Source organism: Paenibacillus pectinilyticus (assembly GCF_001700435.1).
GTDB classification, from domain to species: domain Bacteria; phylum Bacillota; class Bacilli; order Paenibacillales; family NBRC-103111; genus Paenibacillus_E; species Paenibacillus_E pectinilyticus.
In genome coordinates this window covers 13,222-34,643 of record NZ_LYPC01000026.1, presented here as the reverse complement: position 1 = coordinate 34,643, position 21,422 = coordinate 13,222, and the positions used below count along the sequence as shown (strand labels likewise).

General features: G+C 47.3%; 11 protein-coding genes. 1 reads left to right on the top strand and 10 read right to left on the bottom strand.

Annotated features, from left to right (window positions below; genetic code table 11):
- Nucleotides 1-12: 12 nt before the first annotated feature.
- The 10 genes from A8709_RS20815 to A8709_RS20770 all read right to left on the bottom strand — a co-directional run bounded on the left by A8709_RS20815 (nt 13) and on the right by A8709_RS20770 (nt 18,850).
- Entirely contained in the window at nt 13-1,290 is a 1,278-nt protein-coding gene (locus A8709_RS20815) for a glycoside hydrolase family 1 protein (RefSeq protein WP_065854735.1), read from the bottom strand.
- Nucleotides 1,291-1,315: 25 nt separating this feature from the next.
- The gene (locus tag A8709_RS20810) at nt 1,316-4,150 is read right to left on the bottom strand and encodes an alpha-L-rhamnosidase (RefSeq protein ID WP_065854733.1); all 2,835 of its coding nucleotides are present in this window, start codon (nt 4,148-4,150) and stop codon (nt 1,316-1,318) included.
- A 92-nt stretch (nt 4,151-4,242) separates the two neighbouring features.
- Complete coding sequence (locus A8709_RS20805; protein ID WP_065854731.1) at nt 4,243-5,808, bottom strand: hypothetical protein; 1,566 nt, start codon at nt 5,806-5,808, stop codon at nt 4,243-4,245.
- Between the two features lie 513 nt (nt 5,809-6,321).
- Entirely contained in the window at nt 6,322-8,706 is a 2,385-nt protein-coding gene (locus A8709_RS20800) for a hypothetical protein (RefSeq protein ID WP_065854729.1), read from the bottom strand.
- Between the two features lie 181 nt (nt 8,707-8,887).
- Nucleotides 8,888-12,043, bottom strand: coding sequence for a glycosyl hydrolase (locus A8709_RS20795; RefSeq protein WP_065854727.1), 3,156 nt, complete (start codon nt 12,041-12,043; stop codon nt 8,888-8,890).
- A gap of 75 nt (nt 12,044-12,118) precedes the next feature.
- Nucleotides 12,119-13,474, bottom strand: a complete 1,356-nt coding sequence (locus A8709_RS20790; RefSeq protein ID WP_065854725.1) for an ABC transporter substrate-binding protein — start codon at nt 13,472-13,474, stop codon at nt 12,119-12,121.
- 133 nt (nt 13,475-13,607) lie between these two features.
- Nucleotides 13,608-15,212, bottom strand: coding sequence for a response regulator transcription factor (locus tag A8709_RS20785; RefSeq protein WP_065854723.1), 1,605 nt, complete (start codon nt 15,210-15,212; stop codon nt 13,608-13,610).
- Entirely contained in the window at nt 15,209-16,975 is a 1,767-nt protein-coding gene (locus A8709_RS20780; protein ID WP_065854720.1) for a cache domain-containing sensor histidine kinase, read from the bottom strand. The genes A8709_RS20785 and A8709_RS20780 overlap by 4 nt, the downstream gene beginning before the upstream one ends.
- A gap of 150 nt (nt 16,976-17,125) precedes the next feature.
- The gene (locus tag A8709_RS20775) at nt 17,126-17,941 is read right to left on the bottom strand and encodes a carbohydrate ABC transporter permease (protein WP_065854718.1); all 816 of its coding nucleotides are present in this window, start codon (nt 17,939-17,941) and stop codon (nt 17,126-17,128) included.
- A gap of 6 nt (nt 17,942-17,947) precedes the next feature.
- Nucleotides 17,948-18,850, bottom strand: coding sequence for a carbohydrate ABC transporter permease (locus A8709_RS20770; protein ID WP_065854716.1), 903 nt, complete (start codon nt 18,848-18,850; stop codon nt 17,948-17,950).
- A gap of 243 nt (nt 18,851-19,093) precedes the next feature.
- Between A8709_RS20770 and A8709_RS20765 the strand changes: the two genes are divergently transcribed.
- Nucleotides 19,094-21,388 carry a discoidin domain-containing protein gene (locus tag A8709_RS20765; protein WP_065854714.1) on the top strand — a complete coding sequence of 765 codons (2,295 nt, stop codon included), beginning with the start codon at nt 19,094-19,096 and terminating at the stop codon, nt 21,386-21,388.
- Nucleotides 21,389-21,422 lie beyond the last annotated feature (34 nt).

The following is a 21,422-nucleotide window of genomic DNA, read 5'->3' as shown; positions in this document are numbered from 1 at the left end:
ATATTTGCTCGCTTAGATCGTGTTCTTTGTTGCAATACTCCCTAGATGATGACCACTAGGCTTTACTGTTCGCTCCTGTGTCGTACGGTCCACCTCAATAAGTCCGAAAGTTCTGGAGAAGCCGAGCTGCCATTCAAAATTATCCATCAACGACCAATGCATATAGCCCTTAACCGGAATGCCGTCCGAAATGCAGGCATGTACGCCCTGTAAAGCTCGATCAATGAAGGCGACACGGCGGGTATCATCATCCGTGGCTACGCCATTCTCCGTGATCATGATGGGGATTCCTAAATGCTTCCAAGCATAACGGACAACAGCCTCAAGCCCCTCAGGGTAATATTCGTTCCCCATTTGCGTCTTCTCAGCGCTCTCTGGAACGGGAAGAATGCCATCTGCGCCGTAAACCGCACGAGTATAATTCTGCAACCCAAAGAAATCATCGTCCTTCATATAAGGTAGGAATTGAAGGAATTCATCCTGCAAGGCCTGAGCCGCTTGCTCCGCTCCGCCTGCAACGCTCTGGTAGTCATAAAGCGATAGTGTTACGCCGACTTGCGTTTGCGGGCTAATTTCTCGGATCGCCGCTCTCGCTTCCGTATGCGCTTTAAAAATGATTTCCAATCCGTTGTCCGAGCGAGGAGCTAAAAATGCTTGAACCCCAGCAGCAGGAGAACCGAAAGCTTTGCTCAATGCCTCATAGTTCTTTTGCATTTGAGCCATTTTGTCCGTATTCATGCCGACCTGCGCACCTGGAGCAGCTGCTTGAGCTTGGTGGCGCTTCATAATTTTCTTAATGCCAAGAGAGATGTTCGCTTCATTGATCGTGCAAACATAAGGAATTAAGTCGCCGAGCTCGCGCATAACATGCGCGCAATAACGGGCAAATCGGGCAGGCGTGCCCGCCGACTCCCAACCGCCTTCTCGAATGAGCCATTGCGGGGAACTGAAATGATGCATAGTCACGATAGGTGTAATTTTCCATTGTCTGCAAGCGAGCAGAACGTTGCGGTAATGCTCAATCTCAGCCGCATCGAAATGACCTTCTTCCGGCTCGATGCGCGCCCATTCAATGGAGAAGCGATAGCCGTTGAGTCCCATTGCAGCCATTTGCGCAATATCTTCCTTATAGAGACGATAATGATCTACAGCGCTGCCCGATGGCTCCTTAAACATCGAGCCTTCCACGTTTTCCATCAACCAGCAATCGGACTTCGTATTATTGCCTTCTACCTGATGAGCTGCTGTTGACGCCCCCCATAAAAATCCCTCTGGAAACTGTTGTGTCATCCCTACTCCTCCTTAAACGCGAATATTAAGCTACAGGTAAAGCATTTAACTGCTCATCCAATTGATCGAGCACTGCCGCATCCATCGGAAAATAAGCAGACAATTGACGTAGTGACGTATCCCCAATAGCAGACAAGAAGTCCTGCGGATTATGATCCATACGGCGTGGAAGTACAGGCTGAATTATCGCCTTGGCCGATTCGTTGCGCATAAGCTCAACTAATGGGCTGCTAGTGCTGTATCTTTTGATGTAGTCTTTGGTCGGCAAATAATGGATTTCGTATGTCCCGCTGTACAACTCCAAGCGCGTCTTGTCCCCCTCTTGCACACCCAAGATTCCGCTACTCCCCAAAGGCTGACTATTAATCACAATAGTCGAGATATCCGAATCAGGAAGCCGTACATCTGCAGTAGTATTGAACGGAACTACGAATCGGAAGATAAGATGACCTTCATCACTAATACGCCATTCGCTCTCGTAGAGTCCTGCGGCAGATTGAACGTGAGCTTTGGCCCATTTCATACGCAAATCAGGTTGAGGTGCCAAAACTACCCGACGGAAACCTGGCGCATCTTCTGTGGGATTAATACCTGCAATGGAACGATACATCCATTCGGCAATCGAACCATACGCATAATGGTTTAGTGAGTTCATGCCCTTAGGGTTCATTTTGCCGTCGGGCAGAATTGAATTCCAACGCTCCCAGATTGTTGTAGCGCCAAGCTTCACCGCATAGAGCCAACTTGGATAATCCTCGTTAAGCAACAGCGTATAAGCAAGGTCACTGTACCCATGATCTGACAGAACGCGACTCAAGTAAGGCGTACCTACAAAGCCGGTCTTAATCAGTTTACGGTCCATATGAAGCCGATTGCCTAATCCTTCTACGATTCTAGTTTTGAAAGCGTCCGGAACGAGATCCATATATAGTGCGAGCGTAAAAGCGGTTTGCGTATTAATGGTCATTCGACCATTTTTGGAAAAGAATTCATTTTCAATCGTTGCCTTCACTTCATCTGAAATCCGCTCATAGTAGGCCGCAAGCTCTATATTCCCGAGCACTCGCGCCGCCTTCGCAACTAATTGTGAGGAATGTCGATAATAGGCCGACGCGATGAAGTCAATGTCAGTTCCGCCCATCGAAGAGTCGGGATCGCTGCTGTCTAGCGCAAGCCAATCGCCGAAGTGGAATCCCACTGACCATAATCTACGACCGCCAGATTCCTCGTCAGCGCGGATGATATAATTGACCCATCCCTTCATGCTCTCGAACTGTTGATCCAAGATAGTCTTATCTCCACTGTGCAGATAAACGTTCCAGGGAATGATCGTAGCCGCATCTGCCCATGCGCTGGAACTGCCTTCCCGCAAATTGATCGCGGGTACGACCTTCGGAACTGCACCTCCCCGCTCCTCTTGTTCTTGGCCCATATCATAGCCATATTTACGGAAGAAGGCATAGGCATCCATATTAAAGCAAGCTGTTCCAGAGAACACCTGTGCATCCCCCGTCCATCCCATTTTCTCATCTCGCTGAGGGCAGTCCGTTGGAACATCAAGGAAGTTGCCTCGCTGGCTCCACAGCGCATTCTGGAACAGCCGGTTCACAAGGGGATTGCTCGTTTCGATTTGCCCGATTTCCTCCAAATCGGAGTAGAGGACACAACCAGTAAAGTCATCCGAATTCAGTTCGCCTGGCCATCCTTCAACCTTGACGTATCTGAAACCGTAGTAGGTAAAATAAGGACGTATGACTGCTCCAGTTCCATCAGACGTATATTGATATTCCGCTTTTGCTGTACGATAGTTGTCACGATAAAAATTGCCGTCTTGCAGCACTTCGCCATATTGCAGTCGGATAACTGTGCCATTAGGCGCATGGGTATGAAATTGGAGCCAGCCCACCATGTTCTGCCCCATATCAAGCACAGTCTCTCCTGCCGGGGTATGAATAACCTCTACAGGTTTGAGCTCTTGTTTGATAACAACTGGCAGGCTAAGACGCGCTTTCAGCCGCTCATAGCCGAGATCCCCTTCACGAACTGGAAAGGATTGTGTGGACTCGAAGGTAGCGTCGTAAACTTCCCCGTCATACAAATTGCCACTCATGACTTTGCTTTTGGCAGCCGTCCATGAATCGTCAGACGAAATGATAACCGTTGATCCATCGATATAAGTCACAACAATATCGCACAGCAGGGCAAATTCTTTCCCATATAACTCGGCTGCGTGACCTTCAAAACCAAACCGTCCTTTGTAGAGTCCGTTTCCTAGGCTTACCGATACCTGGTTCGCGCCATTGCGCAGCAGTGCCGTCACATCATAGGTTTGATACTGTAACCACTTCTGGTAAGCATTAAAATACGGTGCAAAATATTCGTCACCGGCTTTTTCACCGTTTACTTCCATTTCATACAGTCCTAATCCGCAAACGTAAGCACGCGCCGAAGCAACCGCTCCAGTTAGCTCAAATGAACGGCTGAGCACAGGATGCGTGTCTTTATCCAGTTCAGGAACAATCCATTTACCATTCCAAGGCTCGTCTAATTTCGCTGTCTCAAACCAGGCATTCTCGCTAACCGCATGATCGCCGTTGTCCGCCCAAACCGAGACCCGCCAGTAGTAGCGTGTTCTTGGCTGCAACTCAATGGGGAGCTCGAAGGCGAGGCTATCGGTATCCTCCCTTTTGCCGCTATCATATATGATGCTTTCGAAAGCTATATCTAATGCCACTTCATAACGCGCAGCACTTTGACGTTGTGCCTCTGTTTCAGTGACAACATATGAAAATCGCGGCTTATCCAGCGAAAATCCTAGCGGATTCGTGATACGGTTTGTTTTAAGTCGAATAATCTTCATGGCTATCTTTCCTTTCCGTATTCGGATGCGGGACTCATGTATTTCATATTAGAAGAAAGCACCCCAAAATACTTTCAGGGTGCTAGTACCTGCTATTCTAACAAATCTGCGATATTCAGTTTGATCCCCTCATAGGAGGCATATCCATAACTTTTGGGCTTACCGTCTGTATCGTTATCAAACAACAGTTTAACTGGCGTTGCACCAAACACAGCGGAGAATGTCGCCTTCATTTTCATATCCCCCTGCTTAGAACCAGTCAATTGAAGGTTAGCTTCATAACGGTTTTCCTCACTAAAACTAAAATAGGTCTTCTCAAATCCGTTATAGAAATTCTCGCCGTCATCGCTAAAGTTTACATATTGCGATTCATTCGTTCCTCCATTACCGGAGGAATTTCTAGTAAAGATGATGTAACCCGTATGTTTCCCCGCGATTTTGCCTTCTACATCCGATTTGACTGCTTCTAAAACGGATAAATCTTTGATCCCGTACGGGATGTCATCGGTCGTTGTTACATAAGGCACCGGTGCCTGAGGCTCATAATCCAGCAGCTTCACTATCTGAAGCCGCATTTGTGCGCCACCGCTGCCTCGCAGCATCTCTGGCCACACGGCACGCTTGCCATCCGGATGCCAGGACATCGGTGAGCAATACACCCAATTGGCATCTGTAGTCAGCTGGATGCCTTTATAGCCCGGTTCGTTCATCGAACGATCAATGTCAATCAAAGCAGGGCCGATATTGCCTTCTCTGAAGCTTCGTACCCCGGCGATCGCATACATATACAGGGACCACATCATACCTGCCATCGTATTGAGACCATTGGGCCGAGGCATTAATCCGAAAATAGCCGGATCTGTTTTTGGTGAAAATCTAGAGCTCATAACCATGCCTAGCCGTTCATCTGGGGAGAAAATGGTCGTTTCATCATAGCCAGGCGTACGTGTGATTTGTGTCAGATCTTCCGTCGACAAACTCTGTACAATTGAGTCGGTAGTACTGTTCAATTTCCCCGCCACCGTGGATATGGCGTTACCACCACGGACAAACTGTTTCACTTCTCCTCCACGCATAGGATTGGGACTAATAAATCCCGGATTATTCGGGTCATTTTCAAATCCCGAAATGGTACTAATCAGCTGTACGTTTTCCAGAACATACGTATCTGTATGACGAGTCAGAACACCAATCGCTGCAGCACCGCTGCTTGCACCGAGGATCGTCCAACTCATATGTTTATTGTCAGGTGCAATGATGATTTCGGACCAATGATGGGAAATACTTGGACTATCGACCAGGCTTAATGGATATTCGATTGGAATTAGTTTGGCATCTGTACAGATATCAATATTGGGTGAACACTCCAGCACATAATCTCCTAACAACACACGGTTATTATCCTGAAAAGGCATATACCGAATACCGTTTGCCTTAGGCAATTTGGGTATCACGCCAGAGAAGATCACCCGAAAATCCGTTCCATCATCGTTCAGAACAGCCAAGTTATAAAAATCAGTCGTTTCAAGATCCTTCTCCGTCTTATACGAAATCAGTACTTTGCCTGAGTACGTGTACGTCCCACAATCTAGTTTCTTAACTTCGTCTGGTAGTACGATACTGCTTACATCTACTCTTCCAATTCCATCTTGCATCATGGTCTAGCCTCCTAATTATTTGAATGTAGTTCTATACAAGAGCCAAATCTTATATAAATTGCTTTACGACATGAAGATCATCAGCGAGACTTCTGAATTTATCCACAGACGCCCCGATATTCTCTACCATGGCATATCGCACATGACCCTTATCTTGTATCCATATAGGCACATACCGAATCCAGTCATGAGACTCAAGCGGCATATCCAGATCATCACGATCTCTCTTTTCTTGAACATTTCTACTATGTTACTTTCATCTTAGAGTAATCCTTCTGAGCCAACTAACAGTTTGCCGACTATTTCAATGGAACTTTGACGACTTTTTAGAGAGAGGGCGCGTTCAACCAACATTCGAAAAACTCGAAGCTCCCTTAACAATTGAAGCGTGTATTCCCCCCTAATTGATGATTCTTCACATCGAAGATCTTTCAGAGTAAACGCAAAAACACCCCGAATGCGCCATTCGGGGTGCTCCTTTACTATCACTTCTGCGCTTCTAGCACTTACACACTATTTGTAAGAAATGAATTTCAAGCTGCGACTCGCTTCCGTGGACCACGATGTCCCACCGTTGTTCGAGAAACGTTCGACACCTTGCGGATATAGATTGCTATCGTTATAGCCAAAACCGTAGGTGTTCGATAATCCTGCATCTCCCGTAGTTGGGGACGATAGGATGAATCCATATTTCCCACCCGCCGTTAATCCGGTCAGGTTCGTATTCAGGGTTATCCAGCCCGGCGTAGCCGATACGGAAGACGGAGCGATATTGACTGTGAATAGCGCGCTCCCAGTTGGATTGTTCGAGCCATCGAACGCATACACCTTAATGACTAAATTACCCGCAGGACTGCCGTTCTTATACGACCAGATATCGATCTTGGGCAAGGTTGTGCCGGTAATCGTAAACGTCTGTAATCTTTGGTACGACTGGCGTAAATCATTGTAATTCGTAAACGTCCCGTTACTGTTATTCTGATCGATCGTACCTCCCGATGCACTGCTGTAAGTGATAAATTTCAAGCTGCGGTTTGCTTCCGTCGCCCACGACGTTCCGCTGTTGCTTGAGTATCGCTCAGCACCTTGTGGATACACATTGCTGTCGCTGTAGCCAAAGCCATAGGTATTCGTCAATCCCGCATCTCCCGTACCAGGAGACGATAGAATGAAACCATATTTCCCGCCCGGCGTTAATCCAGTCAGGTTCGTGTTAACGGTAATCCAGCCCGGCGTAGCCGATACCGCAGATGGTGCAATGTTGCCTGTGTACAGCGGGCTGCCGGTCGGATTGTTTGAACTGTCGAACGCATAGACTTTAACGACTAAATCGCCAGCAGGATTTCCATTCTTATACGACCAGATGTCGATCTTGGGCAATGTCGTGCTGGTAACTGTAAATGCCTGCAATCGTTGGTTCGTGCTGCGAATATCGTTATAATTCGTAAATGTGCCGCTGGCGTTGTTCTGATCGATCGTTCCTCCGGATCCCCCAGACCCGCCCATCGGGAAATACGGCTTTAAGGTGTTCTTGTTCGCATTAACGAAATCCTTAATCGCCGTCTCATAATTAGTTCCTCTAATGTTGTATCCTCCTGTTTCCGTATCACTCCATCCCCAGGCATTAGGGCACACGACCTGCGCTCCGTTATCCCATGGATACTGAAGCGAATTGTAATCATCGGTGTACGAAGCAACGTTACCCGGCGTGGTTGGATTCGTTTCGAATATTCCCCAGGATGAATTCGTATTCTTGGCTAACTGAAATATCGAATTGTTGGTCGCGTAGGAACCATACGTCGTGATTCCAAGCCCTTGCGGGGTCAAATTGGCCACACTTGGATCATCTTGAAAGGAATCAATCAACCCAGAAGGGGCGATTTCATGACTGAAGATTCGCTCCGCTGGCATCCCAGCCGCTTGAATCCAGTCCGCCATATCCTGTGTATGATGATCGACAAGCAGCTTCTGCCAGTGCTGCCATTCTTGCCAGAAGACACTTCCGTTGTTGCTGCGCGGAGGGTCAATGGCAGCGAATGAACTGAAGGATGTGCCCATTGCCGTGTTGAATTGAGCAATCGATGTGTAGCTTGGATTCTTTCCTTGTCCCGCATAAGCGCCCGAAGCACCATAGATGCCAGTACCCTGCAGCCATTGGCGCCATTCTTCAATCACGAAGGGGTTATAATCACCATTTCCCGAAGCATGAATTGTCTCCGAATCGAGGCTGACTCCGACCACGAGCCCTGGGTTCGCTTGATCAAAATTGACAACATAAGCGATCGCTTGCTGTAAATTTCTTTTCTTATATGTATACAAGGCGGTATTTAAGCGGGATAAACTAAAATATTGTCCGTCAATAGGACCCGATCCCACGACCGCTTTCGTAAAAACGGGCGTATTGTTCTGATCCCATTCGACTCGGTTGTTGTCAGAACTCAAGTAATCGACCAACGGGCTGCTGCCGCCCCAATGTCCACCGTTCATGTGGAAAAGAATTGGAAGATTATACGTTTTCGTTAAATTCAACTTATAGGCTGTTCGGGCATCGGCATCCCAAGCATAATCTGCTGCTGCATTTTTGGTTTCCGCAATTGACATCGCAGGATAATTACCAAGACCACCCATGTACCAAATACTCGTTGACCAGCCGACTTTCACATAGGGTCCATCTCCGTTAGGAATCAACCTTGTCTTCAAATCTTGCATTCGAGTAGCGTCCGAACTGGTCGGCGTAGTTGACCCATAGCTCGCAGGCTTCGGATATTCATCGATCGGCGTAATGTAGAAGACATTTTTGATGGTGTCGAGCTGTGAAAATGCGGCAACAGGCTTGGAAAGAACAAAATTGCCTACGATCAAGCATAAAGCGAGTGCTGCAAGGAAATAGCGTTTCATTATTGCACCTCATTTTGGGGGGATTTGGCATGCCGCCATGAATTCAGTATAAGAAACGGCTTATGCCTTGCCTATCAATGATCTTCTGTTCTCTTGTCCATAATTCGGAAACGCTTACACTTTCAAAGATAAACGGACTGGAGGTGCCGGATTACAGTACAACTCCAGTCCGTTATGTTAATCAACGATAGTTAACCTGGACAGGTCCATATAAACCATAGGAAATAAGGTCATATTGCTCTGCCCTAGGCTGCCCTACTTTAGGTGCTTGTTTCCAGCAGCCCGGCCATGCCTTATTTCGCGGATGGTCAGGATCATGATGCGGGCCCAGCAAGTTTTTCTGACTTCCACAGACTCTTACTTGCATGGAATGAACGCCTGACTTAAGGGAGTGATCGACGTGCAACGAGTTGCTGGCATCCGTTCCGATGAGACCAACAAAAGCCCCATCCATATACACGGAAACTACGGTGCCCTCCCACCTTTGCAAGGTAATCAGCAACTCCTCTGCCATCTGGGTAATCTCAAAGGAATGCGAGTAGAGAACAGCTCCGTTATAAAAAGGATAGCCGTAATCCAACCAAGATCCCCAACCCATCTCCTGCTTATTTCCGAGCAGCCATCGACCACACTGAGCCGATACGCCAAATTCTCCGCGCAGATACATTGGCTCAATTTCCATCCGGACCTGAAAAACATGGGCGATCAAGGTAACAACGTTTTTCCCGCTCAACAGCAACGACGTAATCTCCATCTCTAAGATATGGTGATCCAACGTAGATGGCGTTCCAATTTGATCGACAAGTTGTTCATTCACGTAAACGTGATACCAATCGGCATGTTCAATACCTAACCATGTAAGCCCCACACAAGCGGAGCCGTCCATTTGGAACTCATATACCACCGTGAATCCACTGGATTCTCCGTAGAAACGATCACGATCAAGTAGCCTTCGTTTGTATTGAATCCCGTTATCCCAAGGATTAGCAGCAAACCCGCGGTGTTCAAACAGTTTATCCGCCGCATAGAGCGTGCTGATATCGGTATACGTTGTACCATCCACAACCAGCGAACAATAATCGATGGGGAAAATGTTGGCGCTCTCCACCTCCACGTTCGAATCGGTCAAAGAAACCTCGTTCCATGCTGTATGCAGCGCCTGTTCAGGCGATCCATGCAACCCCAACGATACCGCCTCATCTACCTTTAACAGAAGCGAGCCCGACGCGGCAAGATTAATTGGTATATGAATGTGAGTACCCATAAGGGTAGAGGGAATTGCCTTCATCTCGCCCTCCCATAAATCGTATCGTTGGACTGAGCTGCCTGCAATCTTCAGCACCCCTTCTTGCGCGCTCGCACGGCTATTCGTTATGAAATAATACGCCACGTCATCCTCTTTATACACCCTGCGTAAATGAACAATGCCTCTATTCGCTTCGCTGCTAGTCGTCGTCCATGCTAATCTTGGCGATAAACTAGCTTGCAAGGCCACATTTAAGGATGCCAAGTCATTGATATCTACCCAATTGTCATGTGATCGCAGTTCATCCATCAACTTTTCCTTGTAGACACCGTCTATTCTGCTCAACTGGCAATTGAAAGCGAGAACCTTGCCGCCCATCTGTAGATATTGCAGCAACAGATCCAACGTGCTTTGCCTAATCTGAACCATCGCGGATGGCAGAATGACGATTTTATAGGCTCTCGCGCCAACCACGAGCTCATTCCCCTGCATACGGCCGTGATTCTCAATGATAAACTCGTCACCAAAATCATAATCCCATTGTTCGTCACACAAGTACTGAAATAAGGCAAGATCCGCTTGGAACGCCCCTTTATGATCGGAAATCAGACCTGGACTGCCTTGTTCGGGCGTCTGTAAGTAGGCCGAAGTCGTTGGGTTGAGGACAAGCACCCGATTATGGGTTTCCCCCTGAGCCAGCACCATAGAAAGCCGTGCAAAGTAATCGTTCAGAGACCGATACTCCTCCCACCAAGGCTGCCGCCAGTCGAACGACTGCGGATGATCTCGTTTACGAGCACCCGTTATCGTCGAAAAGGTGAGATGCTGATTCATGAAATTGATGCCATGCACATAGAGCCAATCGCCAATTCTTTTATAATCCTCGAATGTCGAATCCCATCCCCCAGCACCATAGGCTTCACATAAGACGCGTTCTCGAGACATTTGATTAGCCGCACTATGCGCTTCCCGAATGGTCACCATGAGATGTGACTCTGGTTCGTCATTTTTTAATAAGTGAGTCATGAGCATATCGATGGCTGGCCAATGCATGTATTCATATAGCGACATGACCGAAGGTGAACTTCTCCCCCATGGATACGGCCAACTATGTTCAAGATAGTGTCCTGTGTATGCAATTCCGCGGCTTTCACACCACTGGGAGATCGGTTTAACAGAATTAGTTACCCATAATTCACGCAGCGTATCGTAATAGTCATACCGAATTTTTAATGGATCTACAGGCAAGTTTAGACCATCTACATCCATAAAAAGGGCAGGTAAACCTTCGAGTAAACTGTAACCATTACGCTTATAAAACTCAGCAGCCAACCAATAACTAAAGGGTAAAAAGTCGGCTCCGCTCTGAAATAAATTGCCTGGCGAAATCTCGGGCTCATCTGTAAAAATAGCGGGAATGGCTCCTCCGAAATCGTCGCCAAATCTCGCATAGTAAGCCTCATAAGTCGTCTTCAGGAACAATTCTGTCACTTCCGGACGAAGGATGTCCGTATAGGCAAACCCGCCAAGCCAACTGTTCGTCTCAGGCGAACCGATCTCGAGTACCATAAAGTGCTCACCGTGATTCCCCCAAAGGGCGATGGGCTCATCCGTAATATCCTTCGTAAGCGTAATTTTCCCATCAGGAGCTGTTGTAAACGTATAAGCGCGAATCGGATGACCTGGTCTATTCAGAAAAGCACTCGTATCATTACTGGCCTTACGCCACTCTTCGATCCCCCACTGCCGCAGCATGACTGCATTAGCTAAACAATCAGGGAGCTGCGCTGGGATATGACCACCTGCAAACCCCGAAGGGTAGGAGTTTTCGTCGTAGATATACAGCTTCACTTCCAACTCTTTGGCCACGGATAAAGCCTCTCGCCATAACTCGAACCAGGCCGTAGAGAGGTACTCCGTTACTAGACCTGGACGAGGATGAACGAACGCACCGCCGAAGCCTTGCGACTTTAAGGCCAGTAGTTGTTCTCGGATACGCGGCTTATCCATATCATCGTTCCACACCCACAGCGGAGCAGGTCTGTACATCGATGGCGGATTGTGAAAAGGCATTTCCATCTGTGGTTTCATTTGAGCTCCCCCCCCTCCTAATTAAACAAGCTGGCACCAGCTAAACACCGGCACCAGCTCTTGAACTAGATTTCGTTATTTCTTGGCTTTATCCAAAATGTCTTGCGCTTCCTTCAGCCCATCCTCTGGCTTCTTGTTGGTTAGAAGTACCTTTGGAATGACATCTTTGAACAATTTGTCATTGAATTCATCGTTGCCTGCTGGCAAATGATCCACGATGAAGCCGTTCTCTGCTGCTTTCGCATAGGCACCCATAATTTGATCCCCAGCAGGCGGCGTGTACCCCTTCGTGCTAGGCACCACATCTTCTGATGAAAGCGTTTGGAACATCGTCTCGGATGTCAGGAATTTAATCAGCTTAATCGATTCTTCTTTATGCTTGCTAGTTGCAGATACGACGGCAATATTAGCTGCTCCGCCGAGCGTACGGCTAGGGTTAATTCCCTTCCAAGCCGGCAATAGGTACGCGCCCAATTCCGCGCCTTGCGGCTTGTTGTCTTGCAAATATTTCACGAAATTCTCAGGAACAACCATATACTGCGCAAGCTTTTGCTGTACAAACAACGCCTGTGTTTCATCGATGCCGTTATTCATACCCGCTGGGTCAAACGTGCCGTTATCCCACATTTCCTTCACTTTTTTCAAAGCATCAACAAATCCAGGATCTGTCATCTTCGCTTTGCCTGTATTGAAATCATCCGGCTTCACATCACGTACCGTTTGATCGAGCAAGAGACGGAACCACCAATCGCCCCAGCCAACTTTATTCACATAGGACATCGGAATCAAGCCAGCCTGCTTCAACTTCGCACTATTGCTTTCAAACTCTTCCCACGTCGTTGGCGGTTTGATCCCCACCTTGTCAAAGAGTGTTTTGTTGTACACTACGGCTACGCTAATCGCGCCAAACGGCACGCCCCACACATGATTCGAAGGATCTGTTTCCTTCGCCAGCCCTGCATTCATATTCTCGATTAGCACTGGATTGATTGTTTCGCCCCAAGGGGTACTTTTATCAAACGCTGGTGTTTTAAACGCATCTTTCAAATCCATAATTTGATTCGCCGAAACATACGGGCTGAGCTGTGGATTCTGCATACCGAACACGTCTGGAAGCTGATTGGCTGCCGAAAGCGATTTCAGTTTATTAAAATACGGATCACCTGGCGCCACATATTCGTAGTCAACCTTGATGCCCGGGTTCGCATCTTCGAACTTTTTAATTTGTTCCGGTTTAATGTAAGCCCACCAAGAGATGAATTTCAATTTAACCTCTTTATCTGAGCTGCTGCTTTCTTTCGCAGTCGCCTGCGGACTGCTGGACGAGCTGGACGTTGCTGAACTTGAATCGGTACTTTTGGAACAACCCGTAAGTAATGATGTTGTAACGAGTGTTAGTGCGAGAGATGCTTGCAACCATTTCTTTGTCATTTGTAACCCCTCCTGAATGCGATTGACTAACTTGAACTCATTGTAAAAGAGATTCCGCAACCTGAACACGTAGCAACCTTCGGACTTCTAGTTCAAACTTCGGAATCTATCGGAGCAATTGTCCATGCGTTCATCACGGCATCAGTTGGTGCTGAAATCGTTCACGATATTCCGTAGGTGTGCAGCCCACCCATTTCTTAAAAACCTTACTGAAATGCGCTGGCGTTGCATACCCAACCTCCTCGCATATTGTAAAAGCCGGCAGCGCTGATTTACGAAGAAGATCCTTCGCTCGTTCTACGCGAACCTGCGTGATAAAGTCAATAAACGTACCACCCGTATGCTGTTTAAACTGCTCGCTTAAATACGTCGGATAGAGACCAACGGTATCCGCCACTTCATTCAGCGTAATATCACTGGCGAAGTGAATACGAATATATTCGATGGCATGTAAAATATAGGCTGGCTTCGCCTCCATGGCATGCCGTTGCAACTGCTGCAAATGTCCCATAAGCGTCTCTGTCACATAACGAACCAGCAGCTCCCATGTGCAGCACTTCTCAAGCTGTCTGCTCATCTTGATCCCGTCTGTTAAACCCGCTTTGACAATATCGATGCCCCGCTCCTGCAGAATCGCAACGAGCCTCATTAACATGCGCATAATAATATCCATCGTAAGCTCCGGCCTTAAATCAAGGGCACGCAAACGGCCAAAAAAGCCGGATATCGCCGTTAACATCGCCTCTTCGTCCGCTGCTTCTACCGCAAGAATGACGGGTTTCATCAGATCTTTGGGCAACTGCTCTTCCCCATGAAGCTGCTGCAATTGGGTAAAGCCTAAGATTTGGCCAGTCCCCATCGCAAGACGAGCTCGGAACACTTCCTCCAGCTGCGAGGACATCTCAGCCATCTCGGATATTTGCTCATGAACAAGCGATATGCCGACTGTGACCGGATAGTGAATATGCTGCTGAATCAGAGTCAGCAAATCTTTCATGCTCTGCCCAACAGCAGCAGCCCCTTTGCTGCCCTTATCGAGAAAAAAGAGGATATGAACCGTGCCATCTCCTCCTTGGAAAACCGTGCCGCTTTGCGGAGCATCCACGAAGAGAAGTTCTTCGGACATTTTACGAATAAAATACTGAAATAACTGACGGTCTGTGTTCTTAAGTGGGTGCTCCGGTGTTTCGTCAATCTGAATACCCGCCATAATATAAGCATTTTCCTCATCAGATACACCGAACTTGTCAGAGAAATACCGTTTGGCATCATTCACTTTTCCAGGTTCTTTGGCGATTAAACTATTTAACAGACTGTCCTGTACAACGATTTGGGTATGAACAGGAAGAGCAGGTAAGGTTGCTAATTTCTGTTTCTGGATACGGTCAAGTACGGTTTGCACTTCCGTCTTATCCACTGGTTTGAGCAAGTAATCATGGGCACCTTCACGCAACGCAGTTCGCACGTAATCAAACTCATCATACCCGCTCATAACCAGTGTCTGGATGTGAGGGCGTCGCTTTTTCAACTCCGCTATGAGCTCTAATCCATTCATTTCTGGCATTCTTACGTCTGTAATCACTACATCAACGGCTAGTTCTTCACGTAGGCAAAGCTCCAGCGCTTCTCGGCCATTTTTACATTGACCAATCACAGCGTCGCCTGAGCCCATCTGCCCAATTAAGAAAGTCAGACCTTGGCGGATCAGCTTCTCATCATCGACAATAATGATGTTCACATGGCTTCCTCCTTTCCTAGTTTAATTGGCAGCTTGAGAGTCACAGTCATCCCAGCATCCTGTCCGCTCAGCAGATCAAGGCCGTAATCTTCGCCCCATTTTAAGCGAATACGATCATTCACATTCATGATGCCGACTTGAACAGATTGTGTGTAGCTGCTTCTGAGTTTGGTTTGAAGCATTTGGATATGATGATCATCCATGCCGATGCCATTATCAGCTACGACAATGTGTGCCTGATTCCCCTTTACAGATACCGTAATGTCGATCCTGCAATTCTGTGTTTCCATCAAGGCCTGTGGGAAAGCGTGTTTAAAGCAGTTTTCCACCAGTGGCTGCAACAGCAGCTTCGGAACATAGATATCTTCGGCATCAGGGGAGATATGATAATCAACGAAGAGGTGTCCATCAAACCTCATTTCCTGAATAAGCACATACTGTCGCAATAAGAGTAATTCCTGCTGTAAAGGGATTTCAGTATGGAAATCAGTTGCAGCTCGAAAGAGCACACCAAGAGCCCTTGCCATTTCCCCCGCATCAGATGCACCTTGCATCACGGCCATCATTCGAATGGATTCTAAGGCGTTATAAAGGAAATGCGGATCGATCTGCGCCTGCAGTGCACGGAGCTCCGCTTCCTTATGCGCAATTTCTACGCGATACATTTGGTCAATGGATTCACTTAGCTTATCCGTCATGCCATTAAACACAATCGCCAAATCGGCCACTTCATCTTTCCCCTGAACGATCACTTTGGTATTAATAAGTCCCTTCTCCATCCGTTTCAGGGCATTACGAAGTGATTGCAGCGGCTTGACGATGCCTTTAACCCAGGCAAATGCCACGATCATAGACAAGCTAATACAGGCCAAAGAGATGCCAATTATCCAGTCTCGCACCTTATCCATTCCTCTGCTTAGGGCCGAATAGGGTAAATAGGTCACGATTGACCACTCTGAGTCTTCTGGCGAGGAAAAGCTTACCAGCACCTCACCATGCGGCGTCATTTTATTAACCGATTTACGGTCTGTGTCCTTAAATACAATCGGCTCTTGTTCCCATTGGTTGGACGTATCCAGTACGACCAGCCCACGATCCCAGAGGAGCACAACATCTTGTTCTGGCAATAGCGCATTGTAGAGAGACCGGTTGAGCTCTTCCACGTTCAGGTTAAGCACTACACAGCCGATATAACGCAGCGTAAGCGGCTCATTAATTCGGCGTAAAATATATACGGATCGATCGCCATTCCCTGCATTCGCGTTCAGTGCCGCACCGCTGGCTACAATCCACTCCTTGCCTGAAGCTAAAAGCTGTTGCTGCAAGCGTTGCAATTGCTCCATAGAAGCTATGGTTGCGGTTCGTTTAGCTGAAAAGCGCTCCCCCGTTTGGAGGAGCAGATCCGCTTCATTCAGTTGGCGATACCGATTCAGGAAGTTATTGTTCAAATACAGATCAATCTTCTGCCTCTGAACATAATCCTCCAGTTGATCCCCATTCCCCTTTTCACGCTTGCGCAAAATAGAAAAGACACTTTCGTCGCCGCCGGTGATTTTATCATCGTTCATAACGGACGTTGTTAAATTGACCATATCATCGAAGTACGACTGCGTCTCACGATGCAAGAGCTCAACCGTTCGTTGAACGGATTGGGATACCTGATATTCCATGTTCTTCTTAAACACGATATAAGCAAATGCCGACGCCACCGTCAAAGGCAATACAATCAAGATCACATACGTTAGCAGAAGTCTACGAAGCATACCGGTACGCCAACTCCCGTTGTTTTTAATTCTATTTTACCACATAGGAAAGTTTAAATTTTCGGCAACCGAAAACTACTTTCCTATTGGCGATAAAACTTACATCTGAACGCGGTCGCTCATCATTGAATGACTTCGATCAAAGTTTTCTCAACCTTTCACAGCCCCATCAGATAGCGCTTGCACGAAATATTTTTGCAGCAAAATGTACGTAATGACAACGATTGACGTCGTAATCATCATGCCGGCGAATACGGGGCCTAGTCCGAATACGAACTTCTTCGCTGACATTTGCGCCATCCCGATAGCAATGGTATACATCGCAGGGTCGGTATTGGCAATAAGCGGCCACATATAATCCGTCCATACATTGATGAACTGTAAAATGCAAAGAGTCGCTACCGTCGGCATCGTCAGGGGCAGTAGAATTCTGGAAAAAATTTTCCATTCTCCGCATCCATCTATCCTGGCAGACTCACTTAGCTCATTAGGCAGTGAGGCGAACGAGGACTGCATCAGCAGAACCCCAAGCGGCACCGCACCGCAAATGTAAGGCCCTATCATACCAATATAGGTATTAAGCAGATGAAGGTCTCGGTTGATAAAAAAGACGGGCAGAAGCAGTACCGGAGAAGGCACGAACAACACGATTACAAATGCAGCCATGTAGACCTTGCGCCCGACAAATCGAAGCTTCGCAAAAGCGTAACCTGCCAAAATACAAACAATAACGCCAAACAAGAGGCTGAAGCTTGTAATAATCAGCGTGTTTTTATAGTAAAGCGCGAAATTGGCTTTTTCCCAAGCCGTCACATAGTTCCCCCAATGAATAACCTTTGGCAGTGCAAACTGGCTTCCGAAGAACTCCGCATCCGATTTAAGCGACTGAAGGATGACCCAAAACAACGGGTACAAAGAGGTGAGCGCAAATAGACAAACTACGAGTGTGAGTACAATTCTTTTCATCACCTGCTAGTCTCCTTTCTGTTTCATCAATTGACTGCGCAGCAAAGAAATAATCGCGACGAAGACTGTCACAACAATGAATACGACAAAAGCAATCGCATTCGCGTAACCATACTTATTTTGCTGAAAACCAACTTTATAGACGAGTGTAGAGGCAATTTCGGTCGCATCCGCAGGTCCGCCTTGCGTCATGACCCACACGATATCAAAAGCGCGGAAATCATTAGCAATGGAAATCACGCATAAGAGCAAGATCGTTGGCATAACGAGTGGCAAAATTAAGTGCCAGACGATGCGCCATCCGTGCGCCCCATCAATTCGCGCCGCTTCAATTAAATCCTTTGGGATTTTGAGCATCGTGCCTAGAAGAATTAACATATTAAATGGAATCGTACGCCATATCCACACGATGATGATAGAGAATAGAGCTGTATCCGGTTTACCCAGCCAAATGCGCTGCAGGGATTGCAGACCAACAGCACCTAATGCCTGATTCAGCAGCCCAATCGTCGGCTCATAAATCAACGACCAAATCACCGCAGAAACCGTAAGCGGGATAATATAAGGTAGAAATAAGATCACATTGAATATTTTCCAGCCATATACGCCCTTATACAGCAAATAGGCAAGTAAAAAGGCAACGGTCATCGACACAATAATCTCGCTAGCCATCAAAACAAAGTTGTTCTGCATGGCTTGGTAAAAATGATCATCTTTGAATACCTGCGCGTAATTGTCCATACCCACGAATTTCGTCAATGGACCGACACCTGAATAATTGTACAAACTCATATGAAATGATTTAAACAGCGGATACACCAAATATAAGATGAAAAAAAACATGGCCGGAAATATCATCAGATAAGCAACCATATTCGTCATGACCCGCTTCGACAAAGAACCCTGCATAGAAGTACCTCCATTTTCCTCATTCAGTTATCCTCAGTGTACCCTCGCTAAAGTAGGTGAACAACGATATAACTTCGGGTTCCTTGCGTTCTTTTCGGATTGTGGGATGCCTGCCAAATATTACGCTAGAATTCCGAAAGTTGTGTACTCCTTGCCGCATGTAGAACTGGTTATAATTGGTATGTAAGCGATTACCATTTTTGTTTCATGTTCATACCAAAATTATTGAAGGAGGAAGTAGTTATGAAAAGGTTTCGAATCCTTTTGCTGGCTTTGTTGCTCATCCTGCCTACGCAATTCATTCATTATTCAGCACTTGCAGCGGGAACTAACTCGGAGAATACGACGTATGTGCTGCCTATTTGGGAGGGTTCCGATCCTTCGCACGGCTCAACCGCAGATCTCGCGGTACTAACTAACATGAAGACCCGACTGGGCACTGGCGGCACTTACACCAAGTTAGGGTGGTCCTTCTCTTCATGGGCGCTAAGTCGCGAAACGAATAGCTCCTCTAGTGATTACACATTTGATCCTACTAAACTAAATTACAATCTGGGGCTAGCGGTTAGCGCCAACTTACCCATCTTAGTACATATGAACGACGGGCGATGGGCTGATTGCTGTACGCCTAACTCCAGCGGTGGATGGGGCGATGCCTTACTCGATCATATTGCCGCATCACCGAATACCGTCATGACGAATCATACGGGCGGCAGCTTGTATGCACACAATTATGGTAGTAATTATTTCTCACTCTCACGGTATAATTCCGTCTATATCAATTACAAAAAGCGCAATATCCAGTCGTCTGCAAGCACAATAGCCGCCTGGGCGAATGCACATCCAACGCTGTTTGCCGGGGTAAGCTTGGATTCAGAGACAGTGGTGACAACCGGTTGGGATGCGGATTATAGCACCTATTCCGTTGCCGAATGGAAAGATTGGCTGCAAAATACGGGCATCTATGGGCCAGGCGGCAGTTATTTTGGGCAAGGACGCGTACCTGCTTTCACGACCATTGGTTCCTTTAATACGGCTATGGGAACCAGCTTTGCGTCGTGGGCAGCGGTAACCCCTCCTACCTCCGTTACCGTAGGAAATGCTTTTTCCGAAGAATGGTCACGCTGGAGAGTTGTTATGGTCGAGCATCATGTCGCTGATGTGACGAGCTGGATTACCGCCTCGGGGATCGATCGCAACCTCATTTATGGGCATCAAACACCAGAGCTTGATTATTATAACTTTGCAGATGATATTCGTACGGCTACTGCAGCCAATGGAGGAAGCGGCATCACTTTCTATGGCTGGGTGCCTGCCACGATGGGGAAAGTAAGTAACCGCTTAAGAGGGGCTGGGAGCAATAACGTTGGCAATTTCGAAGTAAATCCGCTATCGTCGAATGCCACAACTGCCTATAATACGATGGTAACCATGTTTAACGATGGCTACAAAATCATCTGCCCAAATTCTTGGGAAGACTTGGCAACCAAAGACCAATACGCGATCTTCGGTTCTCCGAATTATGGGGATACCTTTGGTAACGCCATTAGTAGTTTCCTGACGAACTACGGCAATACACAACGTAATAAGCAGCCTGTACCATGGAATCCGGGCAACAAGATCTATGATTTCTATGCCAACTTTGCGGCAGCCACGAAAAGCGGTGTGGATAACCATTTGGAACCAAATGGCTCCGTGGGGAATGCACAAGAGAAGTCGATTCAGTCGCAAGTTCCGGGAATGATTACTTATACCGTTGCCCTCCCTTCCGTACCTGCTGGAGAGCGCTTGAATTTCCGAACAGACATCGGGATTAAAGACGGTACTGGGGGATTCGCTTCTCCTGGACCGACGTTTCAAGTAGCCGTGAATGGCTCAACCTTATTCGGCGACAGTATTCAGATGCATGAGACTGATTATGTGTGGCATCGATGGCAAGAGGTTATGGTAGACGTAACGCCTTGGGCAGGAAGCACCGTAACGGTTTCCTTCCAAACAGGAGGACCTGCAGCCTGGGGATGGGCTTATTGGGGAGCGCCTGCGATTTATCAAACAACATCCACTACGAACAATTTAGCGGCAGGCCATACGGTTGCCGTCAGTTCGACAGATGGCGTCGGCGCGGGCTGGGATGCAACTTATTTGGTTGACGGTAATGTGCAAGGCGGAACAAACGGTAGAAACGGTTGGTCCTCAACCTCCAGTCCATCCAATGCGACGAACCAATGGGCTACGGTAGATCTCGGAAGCCAACAATCCGTTGGCAAAGTGGTTTTATTTCCGAGAAGCGATATCAGCAACGCAGCCAGTACGGGATTCCCGATTGATTTTCAAATTCAAGGCTCTAATGATGGCAGCACCTTCACGAATATCGTAAGTGAAACGAATTATCCGGATGCGGTTGCCGGGAAAGCTCAAATCTTCACCTTTATTCCACAAACCTATCGCTATATCCGCGTGAACGCAACCAAACTAAATGGTGTCGCCCAGGAATCTGGATACCGTTTTCAATTGACGGAAATGCAAATTTTCAATTAATTTTAGGCAAAGAGGACAGGCGAATGCTAGCATT

Excerpts from the sequence above, each read along its gene's own strand:
- A8709_RS20780 (WP_065854720.1), bottom strand. The coding sequence starts at position 16,975 with ATGCTTCGTAGACTTCTGCTAACGTATGTGATCTTGATTGTATTGCCT.
- A8709_RS20800 (WP_065854729.1), bottom strand. The coding sequence starts at position 8,706 with ATGAAACGCTATTTCCTTGCAGCACTCGCTTTATGCTTGATCGTAGGC.
- A8709_RS20795 (WP_065854727.1), bottom strand. The coding sequence starts at position 12,043 with ATGAAACCACAGATGGAAATGCCTTTTCACAATCCGCCATCGATGTAC.
- A8709_RS20815 (WP_065854735.1), bottom strand. The coding sequence starts at position 1,290 with ATGACACAACAGTTTCCAGAGGGATTTTTATGGGGGGCGTCAACAGCA.
- A8709_RS20770 (WP_065854716.1), bottom strand. The coding sequence starts at position 18,850 with ATGCAGGGTTCTTTGTCGAAGCGGGTCATGACGAATATGGTTGCTTAT.
- A8709_RS20775 (WP_065854718.1), bottom strand. The coding sequence starts at position 17,941 with ATGAAAAGAATTGTACTCACACTCGTAGTTTGTCTATTTGCGCTCACC.
- A8709_RS20765 (WP_065854714.1), top strand. The coding sequence starts at position 19,094 with ATGAAAAGGTTTCGAATCCTTTTGCTGGCTTTGTTGCTCATCCTGCCT.
- A8709_RS20805 (WP_065854731.1), bottom strand. The coding sequence starts at position 5,808 with ATGATGCAAGATGGAATTGGAAGAGTAGATGTAAGCAGTATCGTACTA.
- A8709_RS20810 (WP_065854733.1), bottom strand. The coding sequence starts at position 4,150 with ATGAAGATTATTCGACTTAAAACAAACCGTATCACGAATCCGCTAGGA.
- A8709_RS20790 (WP_065854725.1), bottom strand. The coding sequence starts at position 13,474 with ATGACAAAGAAATGGTTGCAAGCATCTCTCGCACTAACACTCGTTACA.